Below are 18809 nucleotides of genomic sequence, written 5' to 3'. Positions count from 1 at the left end.
GCACGCGCCCGGACTACGGATTGTCAGGATAGATCGACGTACATTTGCCTCGCTTTGCCAAAGCACCGTGTCGGCGTTATTCCCATAGACCGCGGCGACCGGGAATAGTTCGGCAATTTTTTGAAGACGTTGGCAAATCACCATGCGGGTGAGGTCCATCCAGCTGACGGCAATAACAGCGCCCTAGTTTAGCGGCGCAGCGGCTCGGCGTCATTCGGGCCTCGTTCATTGACCCGTCGGGGTGTTCGTGAACCGCCGTTCGCCGACCCCGCGCACGACACCGCGCCCAGCCAGGCCCCTTGGCTTGCGATAAAGCGGGCCGCGACCCGCTGTGCGCAGGCGTTGCCCCGGATCACCCCATGCCCGGCCCCGAGCACCGGCAGCAATTGCCAGCCCGGATGCGCCAACGCGGCCCGCGCCGCCGCCGCGGCAGGCGTCAACACATCCCGGGTGCCGGCAACCAACAATGTCGGCAGGTCCCCGGCATGGCTGACCGGCGCCAGCCGGGGAACCGGCCACTGGCGGCAGGCGGTCGCCGCGGTACGCCCGCCCCGGTCCGTCGGCCGGGCCGCGAACTGACAGCGGGTGCTCCAGTACACCGGCGCAGTACGCGATCTGCGTTGCCTGAGTGCAAGCAACGGCCCGGCGAGCGCGGCCAGCGCGCCGGGGTTTTCCACTGCGCGGCGCAGCATTCGAACGACGCGCGCATCGTCCGGACGGCCGTACGCCGACAGCAGCAGCAGCGCACCCAATGTCCGGCCGTCGATGGTCACCGACCGCGCCGATCGCGGCGGCTGCGCGACCGCGATCGTCACCGGATGCCGTGCCCGGGCGGCTATCAATCCGCGGATCGTCGCGCGCAACGAAGGCACTGCCAACCGGCAAGACAGTGTGCGCGCGCACGCCCGGCGCAGCTGACGTCGGCGTCGCCGCAAGGCCGCCGCTTGCCTGTCGCGTTCCGGGCGCGGGCGCAACACCGGCGAATCCAGAATCAACAGGCGCACGTCGCCGGGGTGCTCGGCCGCCAGGCGACGCGCGATCAACGCACCGTAGGACTCGGCCCAGATCACGGCCCCGCCCGGGGCCAGCGTCGTAATCAGCCGATGCAGATCCGCAACCTGCGCCGCGGCGCCGAGCCGGTCCGCGGTGCCGGCACCCAAGCGCTCGAAGCACGCGGCAAGACGGCCAGTGCCGCTCGCATCCGGCCGGCGCGGACAGACGGGGCGTGGCGTACTCATGCCAGTGCCGCGCGGGTCGAAGATGACCAGATCGCGCGGCCAGCCCGCCGCCTGCTGGAAACGACGCCAGGCCCGCAGCGCGGGCGCTCGCTGTCCGCCGGCATCGCCCGGGCCGCCGGGCACATAGATTACCGGGTGCCGCGTCGGCCCCTCGGGGCGTGCCTGCAGGCGGGTTATCCGCAGACGCACGCGCCGCCCATGGATGCGGTCACCGGGCATGAAATCGCCGCAGCGCATGACGGCGGCGCTATAGCCGCCCCGGGCGCCCGACGGGCAATCGTGCCAGCGAATAACGCCGCCGAACGCGGCGCCGGCCGCCATGACGCCCCCGAAGAGCACGCCACACCGCAGCAGGCGACGCGCCGCACGGCGGCCGCGAGTCACGTCCGGCGCGCGGGCGGCATCACGCGGCACCGGGCGCGCAGGCGCCGATGCACGTCGGCGTCGACGGCATCGAACGGAATGATGATCGCGCGGGCGAATCGACGGCCCGGGATACGCATCTTCAGCCGAACCCAGGCCGCGCCCCAATGCCGGGCCTCGATGCATTCGCCGTAATGCGCGCGACCCGCCCGGTCCTGCCAATAGAGCCGGTGGTCGGCGGCCCAGCGTAACCGCACGGGTACCCCGGGACGCCGCAATCCCAGAGCCCGTTCGCAACGAATCGCGGAGAACACTACGAGCAGCGCCGGAAAACCCAATACCGGACGCGATACCGCCAACGTCGTGACAACGGCGAACGCCGCGCCATGCACGGCCAGGCTGGTGAGCCGAAGCGCCGACGATGGCCGAAAGGTGACGTGGATGGTATCGCTAAACCGCACCGGCACAGCATAAGCGCGCGCAGCGGCCGCCGGTCAAACGACGAGGGCCTATTGCCGTTTCGTACACGTGCCGCGTTGGAGACCGCAAATCCGTCGAGACAAGGCGCGCGTCGCCGGTCGTGGCGAGCCACGATCAAGACGCGCAACGCCGTATCGGCGGATTTGCGGCCCAACCCTTCGGGACAAGCGCTGTTTTGCGGCAATACAGCGTTGCAGCTCTCGTAGAACGACTACGCTACGTTCGCTACGCCTCGTCTTGCCGCAAAACAGCGCTTGGCGCGGACGCGGACGAAACGGCAACAGGCCCCCGGCAACCGTCAATCGTGGCCGCGATCAGGTGCCTGGCGGGCGCTGGAACTCCCGGATGCGTGCCAGCAGTTCGCCCTGCGCGGGATTCTCGGGTTCGGCCCGCCCCATCATGAGCACCCACAGGTCGGGATCCTCGTGATTGAGCAGATGCACGAACTCCGTGTGCTGCTGCTCGGTCAGCGTGTCGTAGTCCGAGCGGACAAAACGCTCGAGCAGCACGTCCAGTTCCTTCATGCCGCGCCGGCACAGCCAGCGCACGCGGGATTTCTCGCTCATATCAGCACCCGGACCGTAAAAGCCCCGCGCTGGCATCCAGCGCGGGGCGTCGGCGAATCGCACCGCCCATCAGGTGCGGCGTTCGACCATCAGTTTCTTGGTCTCCTGAATGGCCTTCGCCGGATTCAGGCCCTTGGGGCAGGTATTGGTGCAGTTCATGATCGTGTGGCAACGATACAGCTTGAACGGGTCTTCCAGGCCGTCCAGGCGTTCGCCGGTCGCTTCGTCGCGCGAATCCACGATCCAGCGATAGGCCTGCAACAGCACGGCCGGCCCCAGATAGCGCTCGGGGTTCCACCAATAGCTCGGGCAGGCCGTGGAGCAGCACGCACAGAGGATGCACTCGTAGAAGCCGTCCAGCTTGGCCCGGTCCTCGGGCGTCTGCAGGCGCTCACGCGTGGGCGGCGTGGTATCGGTCTTGATCCACGGCTCGATCGACTCGAGCTGGGCGTAGAAATGCGTAAGGTCGGGCACCAGATCCTTCACCACCGGCATGTGCGGCAGCGGGTAGATGCGGACATCGCCGTCGATATCGGTGATACGGGTGGTACAGGCCAGCGTGTTCTTGCCGTCGATGTTGAACGCGCAGGAACCACAGACGCCCTCACGACAGGAGCGGCGAAAGGTCAGTGTCGGGTCGATCTCGTTCTTGATCTTGATGACCGCATCGAGAACCATCGGTCCGCAGCGGTCCAGGTCGATCTCGAAGCTGTCCACCCGCGGGTTCTCGCCCGCTTCGGGCTCCCAGCGATAGATGCGGAAGGTCTTGGTGTTCTTCGCATCCTTGGGCGCCGGATGGCGCTTGCCCTTGGAGATACGCGAGTTCTTCGGCAGTCGAAATTCAGCCATGCTGAGGCTCCATTTCCAAAGTGACCGGTCGGCGCACGGCGCCGACCGCGATTATCCAACGCTAGTAGACGCGTTCCTTGGGCGGGATGTGTTCCATCTCGTCGGTCATCGGATTCATGTGCACCGGGCGATACTCGATGCGCACATCGGTCTCGCCGCTGTTGTGCCAGGTGAGCGTGTGCTTCATCCAGTTCTCGTCGTCGCGCTCGGTGTAATCCTCGTGCGCGTGCGCACCGCGGCTTTCCTTGCGGTTGGCTGCGCCGTGCATGGTACAGATGGCACAGCCCAGCAGATTCTCCAGTTCCATGGTCTCGACCAGGTCGCTATTCCAGGTCATCGAGCGATCGGTAACCGAGACGTTGGCGAACGACTCGACTTCCTTACCGATCTGTTCGACGCCCTCGGCCAGCATGTCGTCCTTGCGAAAGACCGCGGCGTATTTCTGCATCGAGGCCTGCAGGCTGTCGCGCAGCTCCGCGGTCGGCGTGCCGCCATCGGCGTGGCGCAGTCGATCGAAGCGATCCAGCGCCTTTTCCTCGGACGCCCGGGTGTCGGCCTTGTGCATCTTGCCCTTGGGCACGATCTCTTCGCAGCGATGGGCGGCGGCCCGGCCGAACACGACCAGATCGAGCAACGAATTGGAACCCAGACGATTGGCGCCGTGGACCGACACGCAGCCGGTCTCGCCGACGGCCATCAGGCCGGGCACGACGGATTCCGGATCGCCGTCCTTGAGCGTTACCACCTCGCCGAAGGCGTTGGTCGGGATGCCGCCCATGTTGTAGTGCACGGTCGGCAGGACCGGGATCGGCTCCTTGGTGGCGTCCACGCCGGAGAAGATGCGCGCCGTTTCGGTGATGCCGGGCAGCCGTTCTTGCAGCACCTCGGGGCCGAGATGCTCCAGATGCAGGAGCATATGGTCCTGCTTCTCGCCTACACCACGACCTTCGTTGATCTCCACCGTTTCGGCACGGCTGACCACGTCCCGCGACGCCAGATCCTTGGCGTTGGGCGCGTAACGCTCCATGAAGCGCTCGCCTTCCGAGTTGGTCAGGTAACCGCCCTCGCCGCGGGCGCCTTCGGTGATCAGGCAGCCGGCGCCATAGATGCCGGTCGGATGGAATTGAACGAATTCCGGATCCTGCAGCGGCAGACCGGCGCGCAGCGCCATGCCGATGCCGTCGCCGGTACAGGTATGCGCCGACGTGCAGGAGAAGTACGCCCGGCCGTAGCCGCCGGTCGCCAGAATCACCTGGTGGGCACGAAAGCGATGCAGCTTGCCGCCCTGCAGATCCCAGGCCAGCACACCCTTGCACTCGCCGTCCTCGGTCATCAGCAGGTCGATGGCGAAGTATTCGATGAAGAATTCGGCGCGGGCCTTGAGCGACTGCTGATACAGCGTATGCAGCAGCGCGTGGCCGGTCCGGTCGGCCGCGGCACAGGTGCGCTGGGCGTTGCCCTTGCCGAAATGCGTGGTCATGCCGCCGAACGGGCGCTGATAGATCCTGCCGTCCTCGGTCCGCGAGAACGGCACGCCGTCGTGCTCGAGCTCGATGATGGCCGGAATGGCTTCCTTGGTCAGATATTCGATGGCGTCCTGATCGCCGAGCCAGTCGCCGCCCTTGACCGTGTCATAGGCATGCCAGCGCCAGTCGTCCTCGCCCATGTTGCCCAGCGCGGAGGCGATCCCGCCCTGCGCCGCGACAGTGTGGCTGCGCGTGGGGAACACCTTGGTCACGCACGCCGTCTTCAAGCCCGCGTCGGCCAGCCCGCGGGTGGCGCGCAGACCGGAGCCGCCGGCGCCGACGACGACGACGTCATGCTGATGTTCGATGATGTCATAGCTTTCGCTCATCAGGCGGCTCCCACAAGAATCATGAGTACGGAAACGATGGCCGCGACGGCCATCAGGATGTTGATCAGTTGCAGCGCGATCAGGGTGGCCAGCTTGGCTCCCTCGTTATGGATGTAGTCCTCAACGATCGTCTGCAGGCCCAGTTGCGAGTGATAGAAGATCGCGGCGAGATAGATCGCCAGCAGCGACGCCTGGAACGGCGAAGACAGCCAGTCGGTCACGCTCGAATAACTGGCGCCGAACTGCGAGGCGAGGCACGCGACAAACCACAAGGTCAGCGGCACCAGCGCCACGGCACTCACGCGCTGGGCCCAGAAGTGGGCGGTGCCGGTCTTGGCGCTGCCCAGGCCACGCGCCTGGGCCAGCGAAGAACGAATACTGCTCATAGCAAAATCTCCGAAGAACGTCGGCCGTCGATCAGGCGATCAGCGCCCAGATCCAGACGAAAATAGTCAGCGCCGCGGCCACGCCGATGGCGACGAAACCGGTCATGCGGGCCGTTTCCAGATCGAGGCCCACACCGACGTCCCACACCAGATGTCGGATGCCGTTGCACAGGTGGTAAAACAGCGCAAAGGACCAGAGGAACATGATCAGCTGTCCGAACCAGGACGCGAATACACCATTGACCGCCGCGTAGGTGTCCGGCCCATTGGCCGCGGCGATAAGCCAGATCGCGAGCAGCACGGCCCCGAGCGCGAGCACGATGCCGGAGGCACGGTGAGCGATCGAGGTCAGCATGGATATCTGCCAACGATAAATCTGCAGATGCGGCGAAATCGGTCGGTTCGGCTGACTACTCATACGGTCCCCGGCAGTCGTTTTAAGGAAAAATCGGACGAAATCAGAAGTCGATGCAGCGGCCGTTCTTCTCCCAGTCGCCATAACGAACCGGATCGGGGCCATCGCGACCGCCGTATTCCTTCGGTCGAGGCTGTTCCGACAACGGTGCGCTGTCATCCGGCTCTGGCTGAACGCGATCGGACGCGGACGGGGCGTCGGACGATTCGCTCATGACTTCGGAACGGGGGGCGTCGACGGGCGTCGCAGGCTGCTTCGGCATACAAATACTCTAAACCTCGCGGGTTGGGCTGGCAACCGCGCCGCGTCGGCGAACGGCGTTGCCACACGTTGCTTTACAGTCGCTCTACAATACGCACAAATATGCTTGTGGATGCACTCATGGGCGACGATACGCCAACCGACTCCCTGCGCCTCGGCGTAATCCGCGTGACCGGCCCGGACGCGGGCGAATTCCTGCGCGCACAGCTGTCGAACGATGTCTCGCGGCTCGGCCCCGACCGGCATTTTCTGGCCGCCTGGTGCGACGCGAAGGGCCGAACCCAACTGGTACTGCGCGTGGTGGCGACCCCGGAGGCCTATCTGCTGCTGCTGCCGCAATCGCTGGTCGAGAGTGCGCTCAAACGACTGCGGATGTTCGTGCTGCGTTCGAAAGTGGAGCTGGCCGACGTCGGCGCGCGCTATGGCATCGTCGGACTGCACGACGCCGACGCCGCGCCGCAGGTCAACGAAACCGCGATCCACGACGGCCAGATATGGCTCGGGCTGCCCGGATCGGCCGAGCATCCCGGCCGCACGCTGGTGCTGCATACGGCGGACACAGCCGCGCCCGACCCGGCGCTGGCCGCTGATTCCAGCGCGTGGCTGTTGTCCGACATCGATGCCGGGGTGCCGCAAGTGACCGCCGCCACTCAAGGCGAATTCGTGCCGCAGATGCTCAACCTGCACTGGCTCATGGCCGTCGATTTCGACAAGGGCTGTTACCCAGGTCAGGAAGTGATCGCGCGCCTGCATTACCGGGGCCGGTTGACGCGCCGCGTATTCCGCCTGGCCTGGACCGGGACCTGCCCGATGCCGGGCGAGCTGGTCCACGACGAAGCCGGCGATCTCGCCGGCCAGATCCTGCAGGCGGCAGGAGACGACGCAGGCCGGGCCCTGGCGGTCCTCAAGATCGAAGCCGCAGCCCGAAACGGGCTGCGCGCCGAGAACGCCGGCGCGCTGACACCCCTGGCGCTGCCCTACCCGACACCCGATTGAGCCGCAGACCGCCCGCGGGCCGGTCGCATCAGGCCGGCTTGCGCGGGCGCAACTGCGGGAACAGCAACACGTCGCGAATTGCGCTCGCGCCGGTCAGCATCATCACCACGCGGTCGATGCCGATACCGGCGCCGCCGGTCGGCGGCAGCCCGTATTCCAGCGCCGCGATGTAATCGGCATCGTAGTACATGGCCTCCTCGTCGCCCGCCTCCTTGGCTGCGGCCTGGGCCCGGAAGCGGTCGGCCTGGTCCTCGGCATCGTTGAGCTCGGAGAAGCCGTTGGCGACCTCACGCCCGGCGATGAACAGCTCGAAGCGCTCGGTAACGCTCGGATCGTCATCGCGCCGCCGGGCCAGTGGCGACACCTCGGCCGGATAGTCGGTGACGAACGTCGGCTCGACCAGCCGATGCTCGACCGTGGCCTCGAACAGCTCGGTCAGCCACTTGCCGGCGCCCCAGCTGTGCTCGCCCTTCACGCCGGCGGCCTCGGCGACCGCCTGCAGGCGGTCCGCATCGTCCAGATCGGCCGCTTCGATGGCGTCGTTGTAGCGCAGCACCGCCTGTTTCATCGGCAGCCGCTCGAACGGCTTGTCGAGCGCGACGGCGTTTTCGTTGCGCGCTGCGGGATACTGTTCGGTCACGACCCGCGACAACTCACGCAGCAGCGCTTCGATTTCGTCCATCAGCACCCGATAATCGGCGTAGGCCTGATAGAACTCGAGCATCGTGAATTCGGGGTTGTGTCGCGTCGACAGCCCCTCGTTGCGGAAATTGCGGTTGAGCTCGAACACACGCTCCAGGCCGCCGACCACCAGCCGCTTCAGGTACAACTCGGGGGCGACGCGCAGGTAGAAATCGTGGTCGAGTGCGTTGTAATGCGTCACGAACGGCCGGGCCGCGGCACCGCCCGGGATCGCCTGCAGCATCGGGGTCTCGACCTCCATGAACCCGCGCCCCTCGAAGAAGCTGCGCACGGTCCGCAGAATCGCACTGCGCGCGGCGAATACCGCCCGCGCCTGCGGATTGATGATCAGATCGACATAGCGCTGGCGATAGCGGGCCTCGGTGTCCGACAGGCCGTGCCATTTTTCCGGCAGCGGCCGCAGCGACTTGGTCAGCAGCCGCAACGCCACTGTCTTGACCGACAACTCGCCCTTCTTGGTCCGGGTCAGCGTGCCGCGCACGCCGATGATGTCGCCGATGTCGAGTTGCTTGAACGTCTTGTAGGCGTCCTCGCCCAACAGGTCGCGCTGCACGAACAGCTGGATCTGGCCGCTGGCATCCTGAAGCGTCGCAAAGCTGAGCTTACCCATGACGCGCTTGGCCAGCATCCGCCCGGCCAGCGCGACTTCGGTCGCGTCGGTTTCGAGCGTCTCGGCATCGTCGTCCGCGTGCTGGCGCTGCAACGCGTTGGCGCTCGCGCTCGGGCGAAAATCGTTGGGGAATGCATGGCCGCGCTCGCGCCACTCGGCCAACTTCTCCTTGCGCTGGGCAACAAGCCGGTGTGTTTCCTCTGCGCCCGTCGGAGCATCACTCATGTTTAAAGACCCTGGTTAAAGACCCTGCTTGAGGCTTTCTTCGATGAACTGATCGAGATCGCCATCGAGCACGGCCTGCGTGTTCCCGACCTCGACCCCCGTACGCAGATCCTTGATGCGCGACTGATCCAGCACATACGAACGAATCTGACTGCCCCAGCCGATATCGGACTTGTCCGCCTCGGTGGCTTCGGCCTCGGCCCGCCGCTGCGCCATCTCGCGCTCGTACAGCTTGGACTTGAGCTGCTTCATCGCCGTCGCACGATTCTTGTGCTGCGAACGGTCATTCTGACACTGCACCACGATGTTGGTGGGCAGGTGGGTGATGCGCACCGCAGACTCCGTTCGATTGACGTGCTGGCCGCCGGCGCCGCTGGCACGATAGACATCCACCCGAAGATCCGACGGGTCGATTTCGATCTCGATGTCGTCGTCGATTTCCGGCGCGACAAAAACCGCCGCAAACGAGGTATGCCGGCGCGCCCCCGAGTCGAACGGCGATTTTCGTACCAGCCGGTGAACCCCTGTTTCCGTCCGCAACCAGCCGTAGGCATAGGGCCCGGTCACGGTGACCGTCGCACTCTTGATTCCGGCGACATCGCCGGCCGACAACTCGGTCACTTCGGTCTGAAAACCGCGATGTTCGCACCATCGCAGATACATGCGCAGCAGCATCTCCGCCCAGTCCTGGGCCTCCGTGCCGCCCGAGCCGGACTGGATATCGACAAACGCGTTGCTCGCATCCGCCTCGCCCGAGAACATGCGCTGAAACTCCAGCGCCTTGAGGTGGCGTTCGACGCCGTCCAGTTCGGCGTCGATCTGATCGACCACCTCGGCGTCGCTCTCGGCTTCGGCGAGCTCGAGCAACTCGTCACTTTCGGCGAGTGTTGCCGTCGCGGCGTCGATCGGCCCGACGATATCCTGCAGCCGCGCCTTTTCCTGCCCGTAGGCCTGCGCCTTGTCGGGCGCCTCGACCCAGATCTGACCTTCCGCCAGTTCTGCGTCGAGCTCGCTCAGACGGTCCTTTTTCTCAGCATAGTCAAAGATACCCCCGGAGGTCGCCCAAGCGCTCGCGCAACGAGACCATGCGGGTTCGAACAGCGTTGACATCCATATAATTCAAGCTCGGCGGCGTCGGCAAAGCGGCGAATGATTGCAGGTTAATTTTTTTTTCACAACCCGGGCGCTGGATTGCCAAAGTCACCAAAAGGTCGCATACTGACAATGCACGTCACCGGCTAGGAAACTTGCGTTTACCACTCGGTGAATGGGACCGCACAACAAACCTAAACCCGTTCAAGGGAGTTTTGAACTATGCAATTCAAGCAACCGCTTACCGCATGCGTTGCCGGCGCGCTGGGGCTCGCTGTCTCGGCCGGCGCTTTCGCACAGGATAATGGCAAGCCGCAGGACAAGCGCTTCTATGTCGCGCCCATGGTGTCCTACGGATTCTTCAATAATGACACGATCGGCAATTCCTCCGACAGCTTCGGTCGTCTGCATGTAAGCAACGACGATAGCGTCGGTACCTCGCTCGCCGTCGGTAAGCCCATCAACAGCTGGTTGAACCTTGAGCTGTATGGCTTTTATTTCAATCCGGGCCAGAAGCTCAACGGCCAGGACGCGGGTAATGCCGACCTGTATGGCTTCGGTCTGGACGCATTGTTCTTCCCGGCTCGTGACACGCTGCCGGTGTACGGCATCCTGGGTGCCGCCTGGGGCAAGCAGAACCCGGGCTACGGCTCGATCAACGGCAACAACGTCGGCAGTAATGCGGACGCGCAGTACCTGGACGCCGGTGTCGGCTACATGTACACCCTCAACGATTACGGTCTGAAGGTCCGCGCCGAATACCGCTATCGTTACACCACCGTCAGCTCGTCGGACGTGCTCGGCGCGGGTTACGAGGACGCGCGTTATAACGACAACATCGTCTCCCTGGGTCTGCAGATCCCGCTGGGTGCGCCCCCGCAGGCGCCACAGCCGGCTGCGGCTCCGGCCCCGACCGGTCCGAAGGATAGCGACGGCGACGGCGTGATCGACGCCAACGACCAGTGCCCGGGTACGCCGCGCGGCACCGAGGTCGACGCCCGGGGCTGCCCGATCGAGAAGAAGGCCCCGATCGTCCTCAAGGGCGTCACCTTCAACTTCGATTCGGCCAAGCTGACCTCGCAGGCGGAAAATCGCCTGAACAACGTGGTCGACGCACTGAAAGCCAGCCCGGACGTTGATTTCCGTATCGACGGCTACACCGACAGCATCGGTACCCAGAAGTACAATCTGGGCCTGTCGCAGCGTCGTGTGGACTCGGTCAAGAGCTACCTGACCAATCACGGCATCAGCGCCAGCCGCATCACCGGCACCAAGGGTCACGGCGAGTCCAACCCGGTCGCCACCAACAAGACCGCGGCCGGCCGTGCCCAGAACCGTCGCGTCGAGCTGCACGTCACCAACCAGGGTGACGACAACAGCACGAGCGGTAACAGCGGCATGTAATCGAAGGGTCAATACCCGTCGATCACCGCTTGATGCGGGAAAGCCCGGCCTTTTCAGGCCGGGCTTTTTTTATGTCGGCGATCCACGACTCGCGGGTATGGCCGGCCCGCCCTTGCCGCGGCAACCGCTCGACGTATTAGACTGGGAGACCCATGACTGTTCCCGATGATGTACGCCGCTGTCTGCGCGACGAGATCGAACGCTACGACACAACGCGCTGCGTTCAGATTGCCCCGACCGCCTCATTTGTCGACTGGGATGAGTTGGGCGTGAGCCGCCTCGTTCTGGATCCGGATTTCGATGCCCACCGACCCCTGTCGATGCCGACGGAACGTGCCGACCTGGCCGTCGTGCTCGATGCGCCGACGGTACTCTCGCGACAAGCCACCCGGGAATTGCTCGGACGGCTGCGCAACTATGCCGCAGGCGCGATCATCGCCGCCTTCCCCAAGGCAGAGAGCGGCCGAGACAATGCCTGGTCAACCAGCGACTTTCTCGGCCTGGGGTTTCGCCGCCTCCCCTCGCAACGAGCGATCGAATCCGCCTACTGGCTGTACCGCTACGACATCTTCGATTACAAGATCACCCCGGACTGGCTGAATTCGCGCTACTGGGCCAATCCGGAGCAATGGGGCAAGCGTCGCTGGTAGGCACTGTCGATGTCGTTAGCGCGCGATGGATCTCGCCGGTCTGTGCATGCCGGGCCCGGCCCAGCCACGTTCCATATCAGCCGGATACAGCGCATGGCGCACATGCGCCTGTGCGAAAGGTCGCGCAAGCGGCAACGCCGTCAGTTCCCGGCTGCGGTGGCAGCGTTCGCTCGACGGCATGTTCTTCGCCGCGGCACGCGATCCGCATCCCAGTGGTCGACCGCCCAGTCGATCACGCCACCCACCGAGCGCGCCGCAAGCGCGGCAGGCGGCCCCTGCCCGAGCAGCGAGAGGCATTGGACCAGCTGCTCCTGAGGTCGAACCGAATCCAGCGCTAGCGCGCCCGTGCTCTTGCCCAGCTTCTCGCCGGCCGCGTCCACGATTACCGGAATATGACCATAGGCCGGGGGGCAAAGATCGAGACAGCGATGGATCCAGATCTGACGAGGCGTGGACGACAATAGATCGGCGCCCCGTATCACCTCGGTTATCCCCTGCTCGGCGTCATCGAGAACGGTCGCCAGCTGATACGCCGCTACGCCATCGGCACGGCGTATCACGAAATCGCCGATGTCCGCCGCCAGATTCTGCGCATAGCGCCCCTGAATGCGATCGGCCACGGCGACGACGCCGGCATCGGCGCGTAACCTGACCGAACGCGCACATCGCCCTTCCGGAATCCCGTCCCGGCACGTGCCCGGGTAGATGGGACCCTCGAGCCCCGCCGGCCCACTCTGCGCTTCACGGCGGCTGCAAGCGCAATCAAAGGCCAGCGAAGCGTTACGCAGGCGTGCCACAGTGGCAGCGTAGGCCGCGTGGCGTTGCGACTGGTACAGAATCGGGCCATCGTGCGTCAGACCGAAAGCCGCCAGTGTGTCGATGATGGCGCGATCGGCGCCCGGCACCACGCGGGGCGCGTCGAGATCGTCGATACGCAGGAGCCAGCGGCCACCCTGGCTGCGGGCGTGGCAGAAGCTGGCCAGCGCGGCGATCAGGGAGCCGAAATGCAACGGCCCGGTGGGCGATGGTGCGTAGCGTCCGACAATCTGGATCATATGCCGATCCCGTAATCGTACCCGCATTCGCGGCCAAGCGCGCCAAGTCCGCGGCCGCGCGCCCATCAGCCACAAAAAAACCCTGCTCGGAGGCCGATGCAAGGCATTGCTCTGACGGTAAAGTGGTCGGGGTAGCAGGATTTGAACCTACGACCTTCTGCACCCCATGCAGACGCGCTACCAAACTGCGCCATACCCCGACGAGCTGCGCATCATAGCAGACTCTGCGCCAGTGACAAGACGCGGATCACGGCGTCAGCAATTGCACGATCGATTCGAGCTCCCGCCTCACCGCGGCCAACGAATCGGCCGCGACCGCGCTGTCGTTCAATGAGGCGAGCGCCCGGCCCTTGCCGGCTAATTGGTGGCGCGCCCCCTGAATGGTGAACCCCTGGTCGTAAAGCAGATGGCGGATATCGCGCGCAATCTGGATATCGCGTTGCTGATAGTAGCGACGATTACCTCGCCGCTTCACGGGTTTGAGCTGCGAGAATTCCTGTTCCCAGTAACGCAACACGTGCGACTTCACCCGACACAGATCGCTGGCCTCGCCGATCGAGAAGTAGCGCTTGTCGGGAATGGGCGGCAGTGCCGCAGCCTCGGTTGTCGGTTCGGGACTCGACCCGGGCTCGCATTTTCTGTCCGGGCTTGAAGCTGACGACTCGCCGTGCCGAGATTGGGATTTCTTCACCGGTTTTAGGGTTTCGCCCTGGCCGCTCGTTCTTGTCGCGGAGTTCGAAGTTCCCGAAACCGGAGAGTTTGACGTAATCGCCGTTTTCGAGGGTGATTCGAAGTTCTTCGAAGAAGAGATCGACAAATTCCTTGGATTCTCGCTTGTTGAAGCCGAGCTGTTCGAACAGCCTTTCGGTTAGATCCGCTTTCGTAAGCGCCACGTCATTCCCCCCTGAGTCTGGCGTCGCAACGCGCGCGCAGAGCGTCGGTTACGTCAGTTATGATTCGATCCACCGTCTCATCATTAAGCGTGCTCGTTTTATCTTGGAAAATCAAGCTCAAAGCCACGCTTTTCAGGCCGCTTTCCAGATCGTGGCCACGGAACACATCAAATACCTGGACGGACTGAATCAGGTCATTGTCCAACGCGTCAACGGCGGCGATCAGGTCCCCGACGGCCACCGTTTCGGGCACCACCAGCGCCAGGTCCCGAGTCACCCGCGGCTGATCGGATGGCGCGGTATAACGCACGACCTCGGTGGCTTCCAAAGCGCTGCGATCGATTTCGAACAGATAGGGCAACGCCTGCCCCTTGTAGCGGCGAGCGAACCCGGGCGCCAGCTGCCCGATCCAACCCACGGGCTGCCCCCCCACGTAGATCCGTGCCGATCGGCCGGGGTGCAGCGCCGGGTGCGTCTCGGGCTGCAGTACGGGAGCACTTCCGCCGCGCGCGAACAGCGCCTCGACATCGCCGCGCACGTCAAAGAAATCCACTTCGCGCGCGGTCTCGTCCCAATGCGGCGGGTGTGCTGCGCCGGCGATCAGGCCCGCGATCGTGTCAACCTGCGCCATCCCGTTCTCAGCCCCGGCTGCGGGCCAGAAGCGCAGGCCCTGCTCGTATAGGCGCACCCGTGACTGCTGCCGGCGGCTGTTGTGCGCCCATGCGCCCAGCAGGCCGGCCCAGAGCGTGCGCCGCATCACGATCATCTGCTCTGAAATCGGATTGTCCAGGGCCAGGGCCGCGGCATCGCCGGTGAGTTCGGCGTGCAGCTCGGGGTCGACGAAACTATAGGTGATGGCCTCGTGGTAGCCGCGCTGGCGCAGCACCTCGCCGGGCAAGGTCGCTTCCAGCAGCGCATTGCCCACCCGCGCGGGCGGCAGAACGACGCCGGCGGCCTCGGCGGTTAACCGATCATAACCGTAAACGCGCGCGACCTCCTCGACCAGATCCGCTTCGATCGCCAGATCGTAACGCCAGCTCGGCGGCATGACCCGCCACGCCTGATCGCCGACCGGCTCGCAGCGTGCGCCCAGGCCGACGAGTGCCGCCGCGATGAAGTCCCCGGGAATAGGCTGCCCGAGCAGTCGCGTCATCTGCTCGCCGCGCAACTCGATGGTCCGGTCTCCGGGCCATACCGGCCGACCCTCGACGATTGCCGCCGGGCCGCAGCGACCACCGCCGAACGCCACCATCAGGGCACTGGCACGGTCCAGCGCGCGCGCATGCAGCGCCGGGTCCACGCCACGTTCAAAGCGGTGCAGTGAATCGGTATGAATCTTGTAGCGACGCCCCTGGCCGGCGACCGCCGCGGGGGTGAAACATGCCGCCTCGAACAGGATATTACAGGTGTTCGGGTCGACCGCCGTGCGTTGGCCGCCAATCATCCCGGCGATCGCGACCGGGCCCTCGTCGTCGGCGATGACGAGCGTATCCGCCTGGAGTTCGACGTCCTGGCCATCCAGGGTGGTGATCGACTCCCCGGCACGCGCGCGCCGGACGCAAATGCCACCCACGAGCTTGTCGGCGTCGAAGGCATGCATCGGCTGGCCGATATCGAGCATGACGTAGTTGCCGATATCGACCGGCAGGTTGATCGAGCGAATACCGGCCCGGCGCAGGCGCTCGCGCATCCAGACCGGCGCCGCCGCGACCGCATCGACGCCGTCGATACGGCGACCGGCATAGGCCGCGCACAGGTCGGTCGCCTCGATGACGATGTCAGCAGCGCCAGCGCTAACCTCAGCGGGCGGGTCCGCCGGCGTATCCATTAGTTCCGCGCCAAAGGCCACCGCCACTTCGCGCGCGACGCCGCGCATGCTCAAGCAATCGCCGCGATTCGGCGTGAGATCGATCTCGACCACCGTATCGTTGGTTTCGAGATAGTCGGCCAGCGCGCAACCCACCGGGGCATCCGACGGCAATAGCCACAGGCCACCGGTATCGCTACCGAGCCCGAGTTCGGCCACGCTGCACAGCATGCCGTTGGAGGCGACACCGCGCAGCTCGGCCGCCTTGATCTTCATCCCGCCCGGCAGCCGCGCGCCGACTGTCGCCACCGGAACCCGGACACCGGCGGCGACGTTGGGTGCGCCACAGACGATCTGCTGGCGCGCCGCACCGGTATCGACCTCGCAGACGCGCAGTTTATCGGCATCGGGATGGGCCTGGCAGCTGACCACCTCGCCCACCACCACACCGCTGAGATCGGGCGCCGCCGGCTCGATGGCATCGACTTCCATCCCTGCCATCGTCAGCTGTTCGGCGATCGCCTCGATGCTCGCGTCCACGGCCACCCATTCACGGAGCCATTGCTCGCTGATTCTCATAGCGCGTCCTTAAGCGAACTGCGCGAGCATGCGCAGATCGTTGTTGTAGAACTGGCGCAGATCGGTCACGCCATAACGAAGCATGGCCAGCCGCTCAATCCCCATGCCGAAGGCGTAGCCGGTGTAGCGCGACGGGTCCACACCGGCGGCTTGCAACACGTTCGGGTGGACCATGCCGCAACCCAGCACTTCCATCCAGCCGGACCCGGTGCCGAGTCCCAGGCCGTCGATATCGACCTCGGCCGAGGGTTCGGTGAACGGGAAATACGACGGCCGGAAGCGCAGCGTGAGTTCCGTATCGAAAAACGCCTGAAGAAACGATTGCAGTTCCGCGCGCAACTCCGCGAAGCTCACGTGCTCGGCGACGTACAGGCCCTCCACCTGATGGAACATCGGGCTGTGGGTGCGATCGGAGTCGTGCCGATAGACACGCCCCGGCGCGATCACACGGATCGGCGGTTGCCGCTGCTCCATGGTGCGGATCTGAACCGGCGAGGTATGGGTGCGCAGCAACAGACGACCGGCGTCGAGGTAGAACGTGTCCTGCATGGCGCGCGCCGGGTGATCCGGGGGCACGTTGAGGGCTTCGAAATTGTGATAGTCGTCCTCGATCTCGGGACCTTCGACCACCTCGAAGCCGCGCTGGACGAACAATGCCTCGATGCGGCGGCGGGTGAGCGTGATCGGGTGGATCGCTCCGGGCGTCTCGCCGCGCCCGGGCAACGTCACGTCAACCGACTCGCGCGCCATGCGCTCGGCGAACTGACGCTCCTCGAGCGCGTGGCGCCGACGTTCGATGGCCTCGGCGAGCTCGCGCTTGAGCGCGTTGATCTCCGCGCCGGCCGACTTGCGTTGTTCCGCGGGCAGCGCGCCCAGGGACTTTAGGCGCGCGGTGATCTCGCCTTTCTTGCCGAGCAGCGCCACGCGCTGCGCATCAAGGGCGCGCAGATCCTCGGCCGCTGTGATATCCGACATCGCGCGTTGGCGCAACTGCTCGAGTTCACTCGTCATGCGCTCGGCCCTCCCGGCCATCTCCGAACTACGGTTTTTTTGACGCCCACAAAACAAAAGGGAAAGGCCACGGCCTTTCCCTTTAATCGCCATCCATCAAACAGCGCGCGACGGGCGCGCAGCGATCACAGCTATTGGGCGGCCTTGGCCTGCGCCAGAACGGCGGCAAACGTCGCCTTGTCGCGCACGGCGAGATCGGCCAGGATCTTGCGATCGAGCTCGATGCCGGCCTTCTTCAAGCCGTTCATGAACGTGCTGTAGGACATGCCCTGGGCCTTGGCGGCGGCGCTGATTCGGGTGATCCACAGCGAGCGGAAATCGCGCTTGCGATTGCGACGATCGCGGTAGGCATACTGGCCCGCCTTGATAACCGCCTGGTTCGCTACCCGGAACGTGCGGCTGCGCGCGCCGTAGTAGCCCTTGGCCTTTTTGAGAATCTTTTTGTGACGGGCCTTGGCCGTCACGCCGCGACTGACTCGTGCCATTTTCGCGCTTCCTGTTGTAAATCTAATGGAAAGCGCGCCGAATTCGGCGCGCTATGAATATCCGAGTGCCGGCAACGCCCTATTTATAGGGCAGCAGACGCTCCATCGGGCGCTGGTCCGCCTTGTCGACGAGGGCGCTCTTGGCCAGGCGCTGCTTACGCTTGGGCGCCTTCTTGGTCAGGATGTGATTCCCGAAGGCGCGAGCGCGCTTGAGCTTGCCGCTGCCGGTGCGCTTCAAGCGCTTGGCGGCGCCGCGATTAGTCTTGATCTTAGGCATACGACTCTCTTCTCGACTCGAACTGTAGGCGGTTACGCCGCTATTTCTTGCTGTTTCGGGGCACGCCCTTGATCGGGGACATCACCATGGTCATCAAGCGGCCCTGCATTTCCGGCCGCTGTTCAACCGTCGCCCATTCCTCAAGATCGGACTGGACGTGCTCCATCAATTCCATGCCAAGTTCCTGATGGGCCATTTCACGACCCCGGAAACGCAGCGTGATCTTGATCTTGTCCCCGTCTTCCAGAAACTCTTTCAGCTTGCGCAGCTTGATGTTGTAGTCGCCCTTGTCGGTGCCGGGGCGAAACTTCACTTCCTTGAGCTGCGTTTGCTTCTGCTTCGACTTGCCGGCTTGCTGCGTCTTCTTCTTTTCGAAGACGTGCTTGCCGTAATCCATGATCCGCGTTACCGGCGGGCTCGCATTCGGCGACACCTCGACGAGGTCGAGATCATATTCGCCGGCTTTCGCCAGCGCTTGCTCGATTGGCATAATGCCAACCTGTTCACCTTCGGGATCGATGACTCGAACTTCCCGCGCAGTGATCGCCTCGTTTCTGCGATCTTTTTGGGCAGCAGCGATTGTCGACATCCTCCTTGCTAAGCCAGCGTC

The 18809-nt window shown here is 64.8% G+C and carries 20 protein-coding genes, 1 tRNA gene and 1 pseudogene; 3 read left to right on the top strand and 19 right to left on the bottom strand.

The features are described from left to right. Window positions 1-188: 188 nt before the first annotated feature. From SALB1_RS13555 to SALB1_RS13525, 8 genes are all read right to left on the bottom strand, one after another. Complete coding sequence (locus SALB1_RS13555) at window positions 189-1559, bottom strand: alpha/beta hydrolase (protein WP_158590743.1); 1371 nt, start codon at window positions 1557-1559, stop codon at window positions 189-191. 59 nt (window positions 1560-1618) lie between these two features. Then, window positions 1619-2062: a protein YgfX gene (locus tag SALB1_RS19065; protein ID WP_158590742.1), complete on the bottom strand. Its 444-nt coding sequence runs from the start codon at window positions 2060-2062 to the stop codon at window positions 1619-1621. A 333-nt stretch (window positions 2063-2395) separates the two neighbouring features. Continuing rightward, window positions 2396-2647: a succinate dehydrogenase assembly factor 2 gene (locus SALB1_RS13550; RefSeq protein WP_158590741.1), complete on the bottom strand. Its 252-nt coding sequence runs from the start codon at window positions 2645-2647 to the stop codon at window positions 2396-2398. A gap of 69 nt (window positions 2648-2716) precedes the next feature. Then, a complete protein-coding gene (locus SALB1_RS13545) occupies window positions 2717-3496 on the bottom strand; it encodes a succinate dehydrogenase iron-sulfur subunit (protein ID WP_109994343.1) in 780 nt (259 codons plus the stop codon). Between the two features lie 61 nt (window positions 3497-3557). After that, on the bottom strand, window positions 3558-5351 hold the full coding sequence (gene sdhA, locus SALB1_RS13540) for a succinate dehydrogenase flavoprotein subunit (RefSeq protein ID WP_109994342.1): 1794 nt from the start codon (window positions 5349-5351) through the stop codon (window positions 3558-3560). After that, window positions 5351-5737, bottom strand: coding sequence for a succinate dehydrogenase, hydrophobic membrane anchor protein (sdhD, locus tag SALB1_RS13535; protein WP_109994341.1), 387 nt, complete (start codon window positions 5735-5737; stop codon window positions 5351-5353). Before sdhD ends, sdhA begins: the two co-directional genes overlap by 1 nt. A gap of 31 nt (window positions 5738-5768) precedes the next feature. Next, on the bottom strand, window positions 5769-6155 hold the full coding sequence (gene sdhC / locus SALB1_RS13530; protein ID WP_109994340.1) for a succinate dehydrogenase, cytochrome b556 subunit: 387 nt from the start codon (window positions 6153-6155) through the stop codon (window positions 5769-5771). Window positions 6156-6195: 40 nt separating this feature from the next. Continuing rightward, window positions 6196-6414: a DUF1674 domain-containing protein gene (locus tag SALB1_RS13525; protein ID WP_109994339.1), complete on the bottom strand. Its 219-nt coding sequence runs from the start codon at window positions 6412-6414 to the stop codon at window positions 6196-6198. Between the two features lie 101 nt (window positions 6415-6515). Between SALB1_RS13525 and SALB1_RS13520 the strand changes: the two genes are divergently transcribed. Then, window positions 6516-7409 (top strand): folate-binding protein YgfZ, encoded by an 894-nt coding sequence (locus SALB1_RS13520; RefSeq protein WP_109994338.1) that lies wholly within the window; start codon window positions 6516-6518, stop codon window positions 7407-7409. A 28-nt stretch (window positions 7410-7437) separates the two neighbouring features. Here the strand turns inward: SALB1_RS13520 and lysS are convergent, their stop codons facing one another. Both lysS and prfB read right to left on the bottom strand, forming a co-directional pair. Then, the gene (gene lysS / locus SALB1_RS13515) at window positions 7438-8946 is read right to left on the bottom strand and encodes a lysine--tRNA ligase (protein WP_109994337.1); all 1509 of its coding nucleotides are present in this window, start codon (window positions 8944-8946) and stop codon (window positions 7438-7440) included. Window positions 8947-8961: 15 nt separating this feature from the next. Further along, a protein-coding gene (prfB, locus tag SALB1_RS13510) for a peptide chain release factor 2 (protein ID WP_109994336.1) occupies window positions 8962-10060 on the bottom strand; the annotation gives its coding sequence in 2 pieces (ribosomal slippage) (window positions 8962-9987 and window positions 9989-10060; 1098 coding nt in all). 200 nt (window positions 10061-10260) lie between these two features. Between prfB and SALB1_RS19230 the strand changes: the two genes are divergently transcribed. Continuing rightward, window positions 10261-11442, top strand: coding sequence for an OmpA family protein (locus SALB1_RS19230; protein ID WP_199678809.1), 1182 nt, complete (start codon window positions 10261-10263; stop codon window positions 11440-11442). Window positions 11443-11594: 152 nt separating this feature from the next. Beyond that, window positions 11595-12092: a DUF6231 family protein gene (locus tag SALB1_RS13500; RefSeq protein WP_109994335.1), complete on the top strand. Its 498-nt coding sequence runs from the start codon at window positions 11595-11597 to the stop codon at window positions 12090-12092. 140 nt (window positions 12093-12232) lie between these two features. Here the strand turns inward: SALB1_RS13500 and gluQRS are convergent, their stop codons facing one another. The 9 genes and pseudogenes from gluQRS to infC all read right to left on the bottom strand — a co-directional run bounded on the left by gluQRS (window position 12233) and on the right by infC (window position 18788). Then, window positions 12233-13147 (bottom strand): tRNA glutamyl-Q(34) synthetase GluQRS, encoded by a 915-nt coding sequence (gluQRS, locus tag SALB1_RS13495; RefSeq protein ID WP_109994334.1) that lies wholly within the window; start codon window positions 13145-13147, stop codon window positions 12233-12235. A gap of 123 nt (window positions 13148-13270) precedes the next feature. Beyond that, window positions 13271-13347: transfer RNA gene (locus SALB1_RS13490), tRNA-Pro, on the bottom strand. 47 nt (window positions 13348-13394) lie between these two features. Beyond that, window positions 13395-13736: a MerR family transcriptional regulator gene (locus tag SALB1_RS13485; protein ID WP_109995442.1), complete on the bottom strand. Its 342-nt coding sequence runs from the start codon at window positions 13734-13736 to the stop codon at window positions 13395-13397. 25 nt (window positions 13737-13761) lie between these two features. Next, a pseudogene (locus SALB1_RS13480) lies at window positions 13762-14040 on the bottom strand (integration host factor subunit alpha); the annotation flags it as partial. Between the two features lies 1 nt (window position 14041). After that, complete coding sequence (gene pheT / locus SALB1_RS13475) at window positions 14042-16426, bottom strand: phenylalanine--tRNA ligase subunit beta (protein WP_109994333.1); 2385 nt, start codon at window positions 16424-16426, stop codon at window positions 14042-14044. A 9-nt stretch (window positions 16427-16435) separates the two neighbouring features. Then, window positions 16436-17437, bottom strand: coding sequence for a phenylalanine--tRNA ligase subunit alpha (pheS, locus tag SALB1_RS13470; RefSeq protein ID WP_109995441.1), 1002 nt, complete (start codon window positions 17435-17437; stop codon window positions 16436-16438). 131 nt (window positions 17438-17568) lie between these two features. Beyond that, on the bottom strand, window positions 17569-17922 hold the full coding sequence (rplT, locus tag SALB1_RS13465) for a 50S ribosomal protein L20 (protein WP_109994332.1): 354 nt from the start codon (window positions 17920-17922) through the stop codon (window positions 17569-17571). A 79-nt stretch (window positions 17923-18001) separates the two neighbouring features. Then, complete coding sequence (gene rpmI / locus SALB1_RS13460) at window positions 18002-18199, bottom strand: 50S ribosomal protein L35 (RefSeq protein WP_109994331.1); 198 nt, start codon at window positions 18197-18199, stop codon at window positions 18002-18004. Window positions 18200-18239: 40 nt separating this feature from the next. Continuing rightward, window positions 18240-18788, bottom strand: a complete 549-nt coding sequence (gene infC, locus SALB1_RS13455; protein WP_109994330.1) for a translation initiation factor IF-3 — start codon at window positions 18786-18788, stop codon at window positions 18240-18242. Between the last annotated feature and the right edge of the window lie 21 nt (window positions 18789-18809).

Source organism: Salinisphaera sp. LB1 (assembly GCF_003177035.1).
Taxonomy (GTDB): domain Bacteria; phylum Pseudomonadota; class Gammaproteobacteria; order Nevskiales; family Salinisphaeraceae; genus Salinisphaera.
This window is presented reverse-complemented; position numbering and strand designations above follow the sequence as displayed.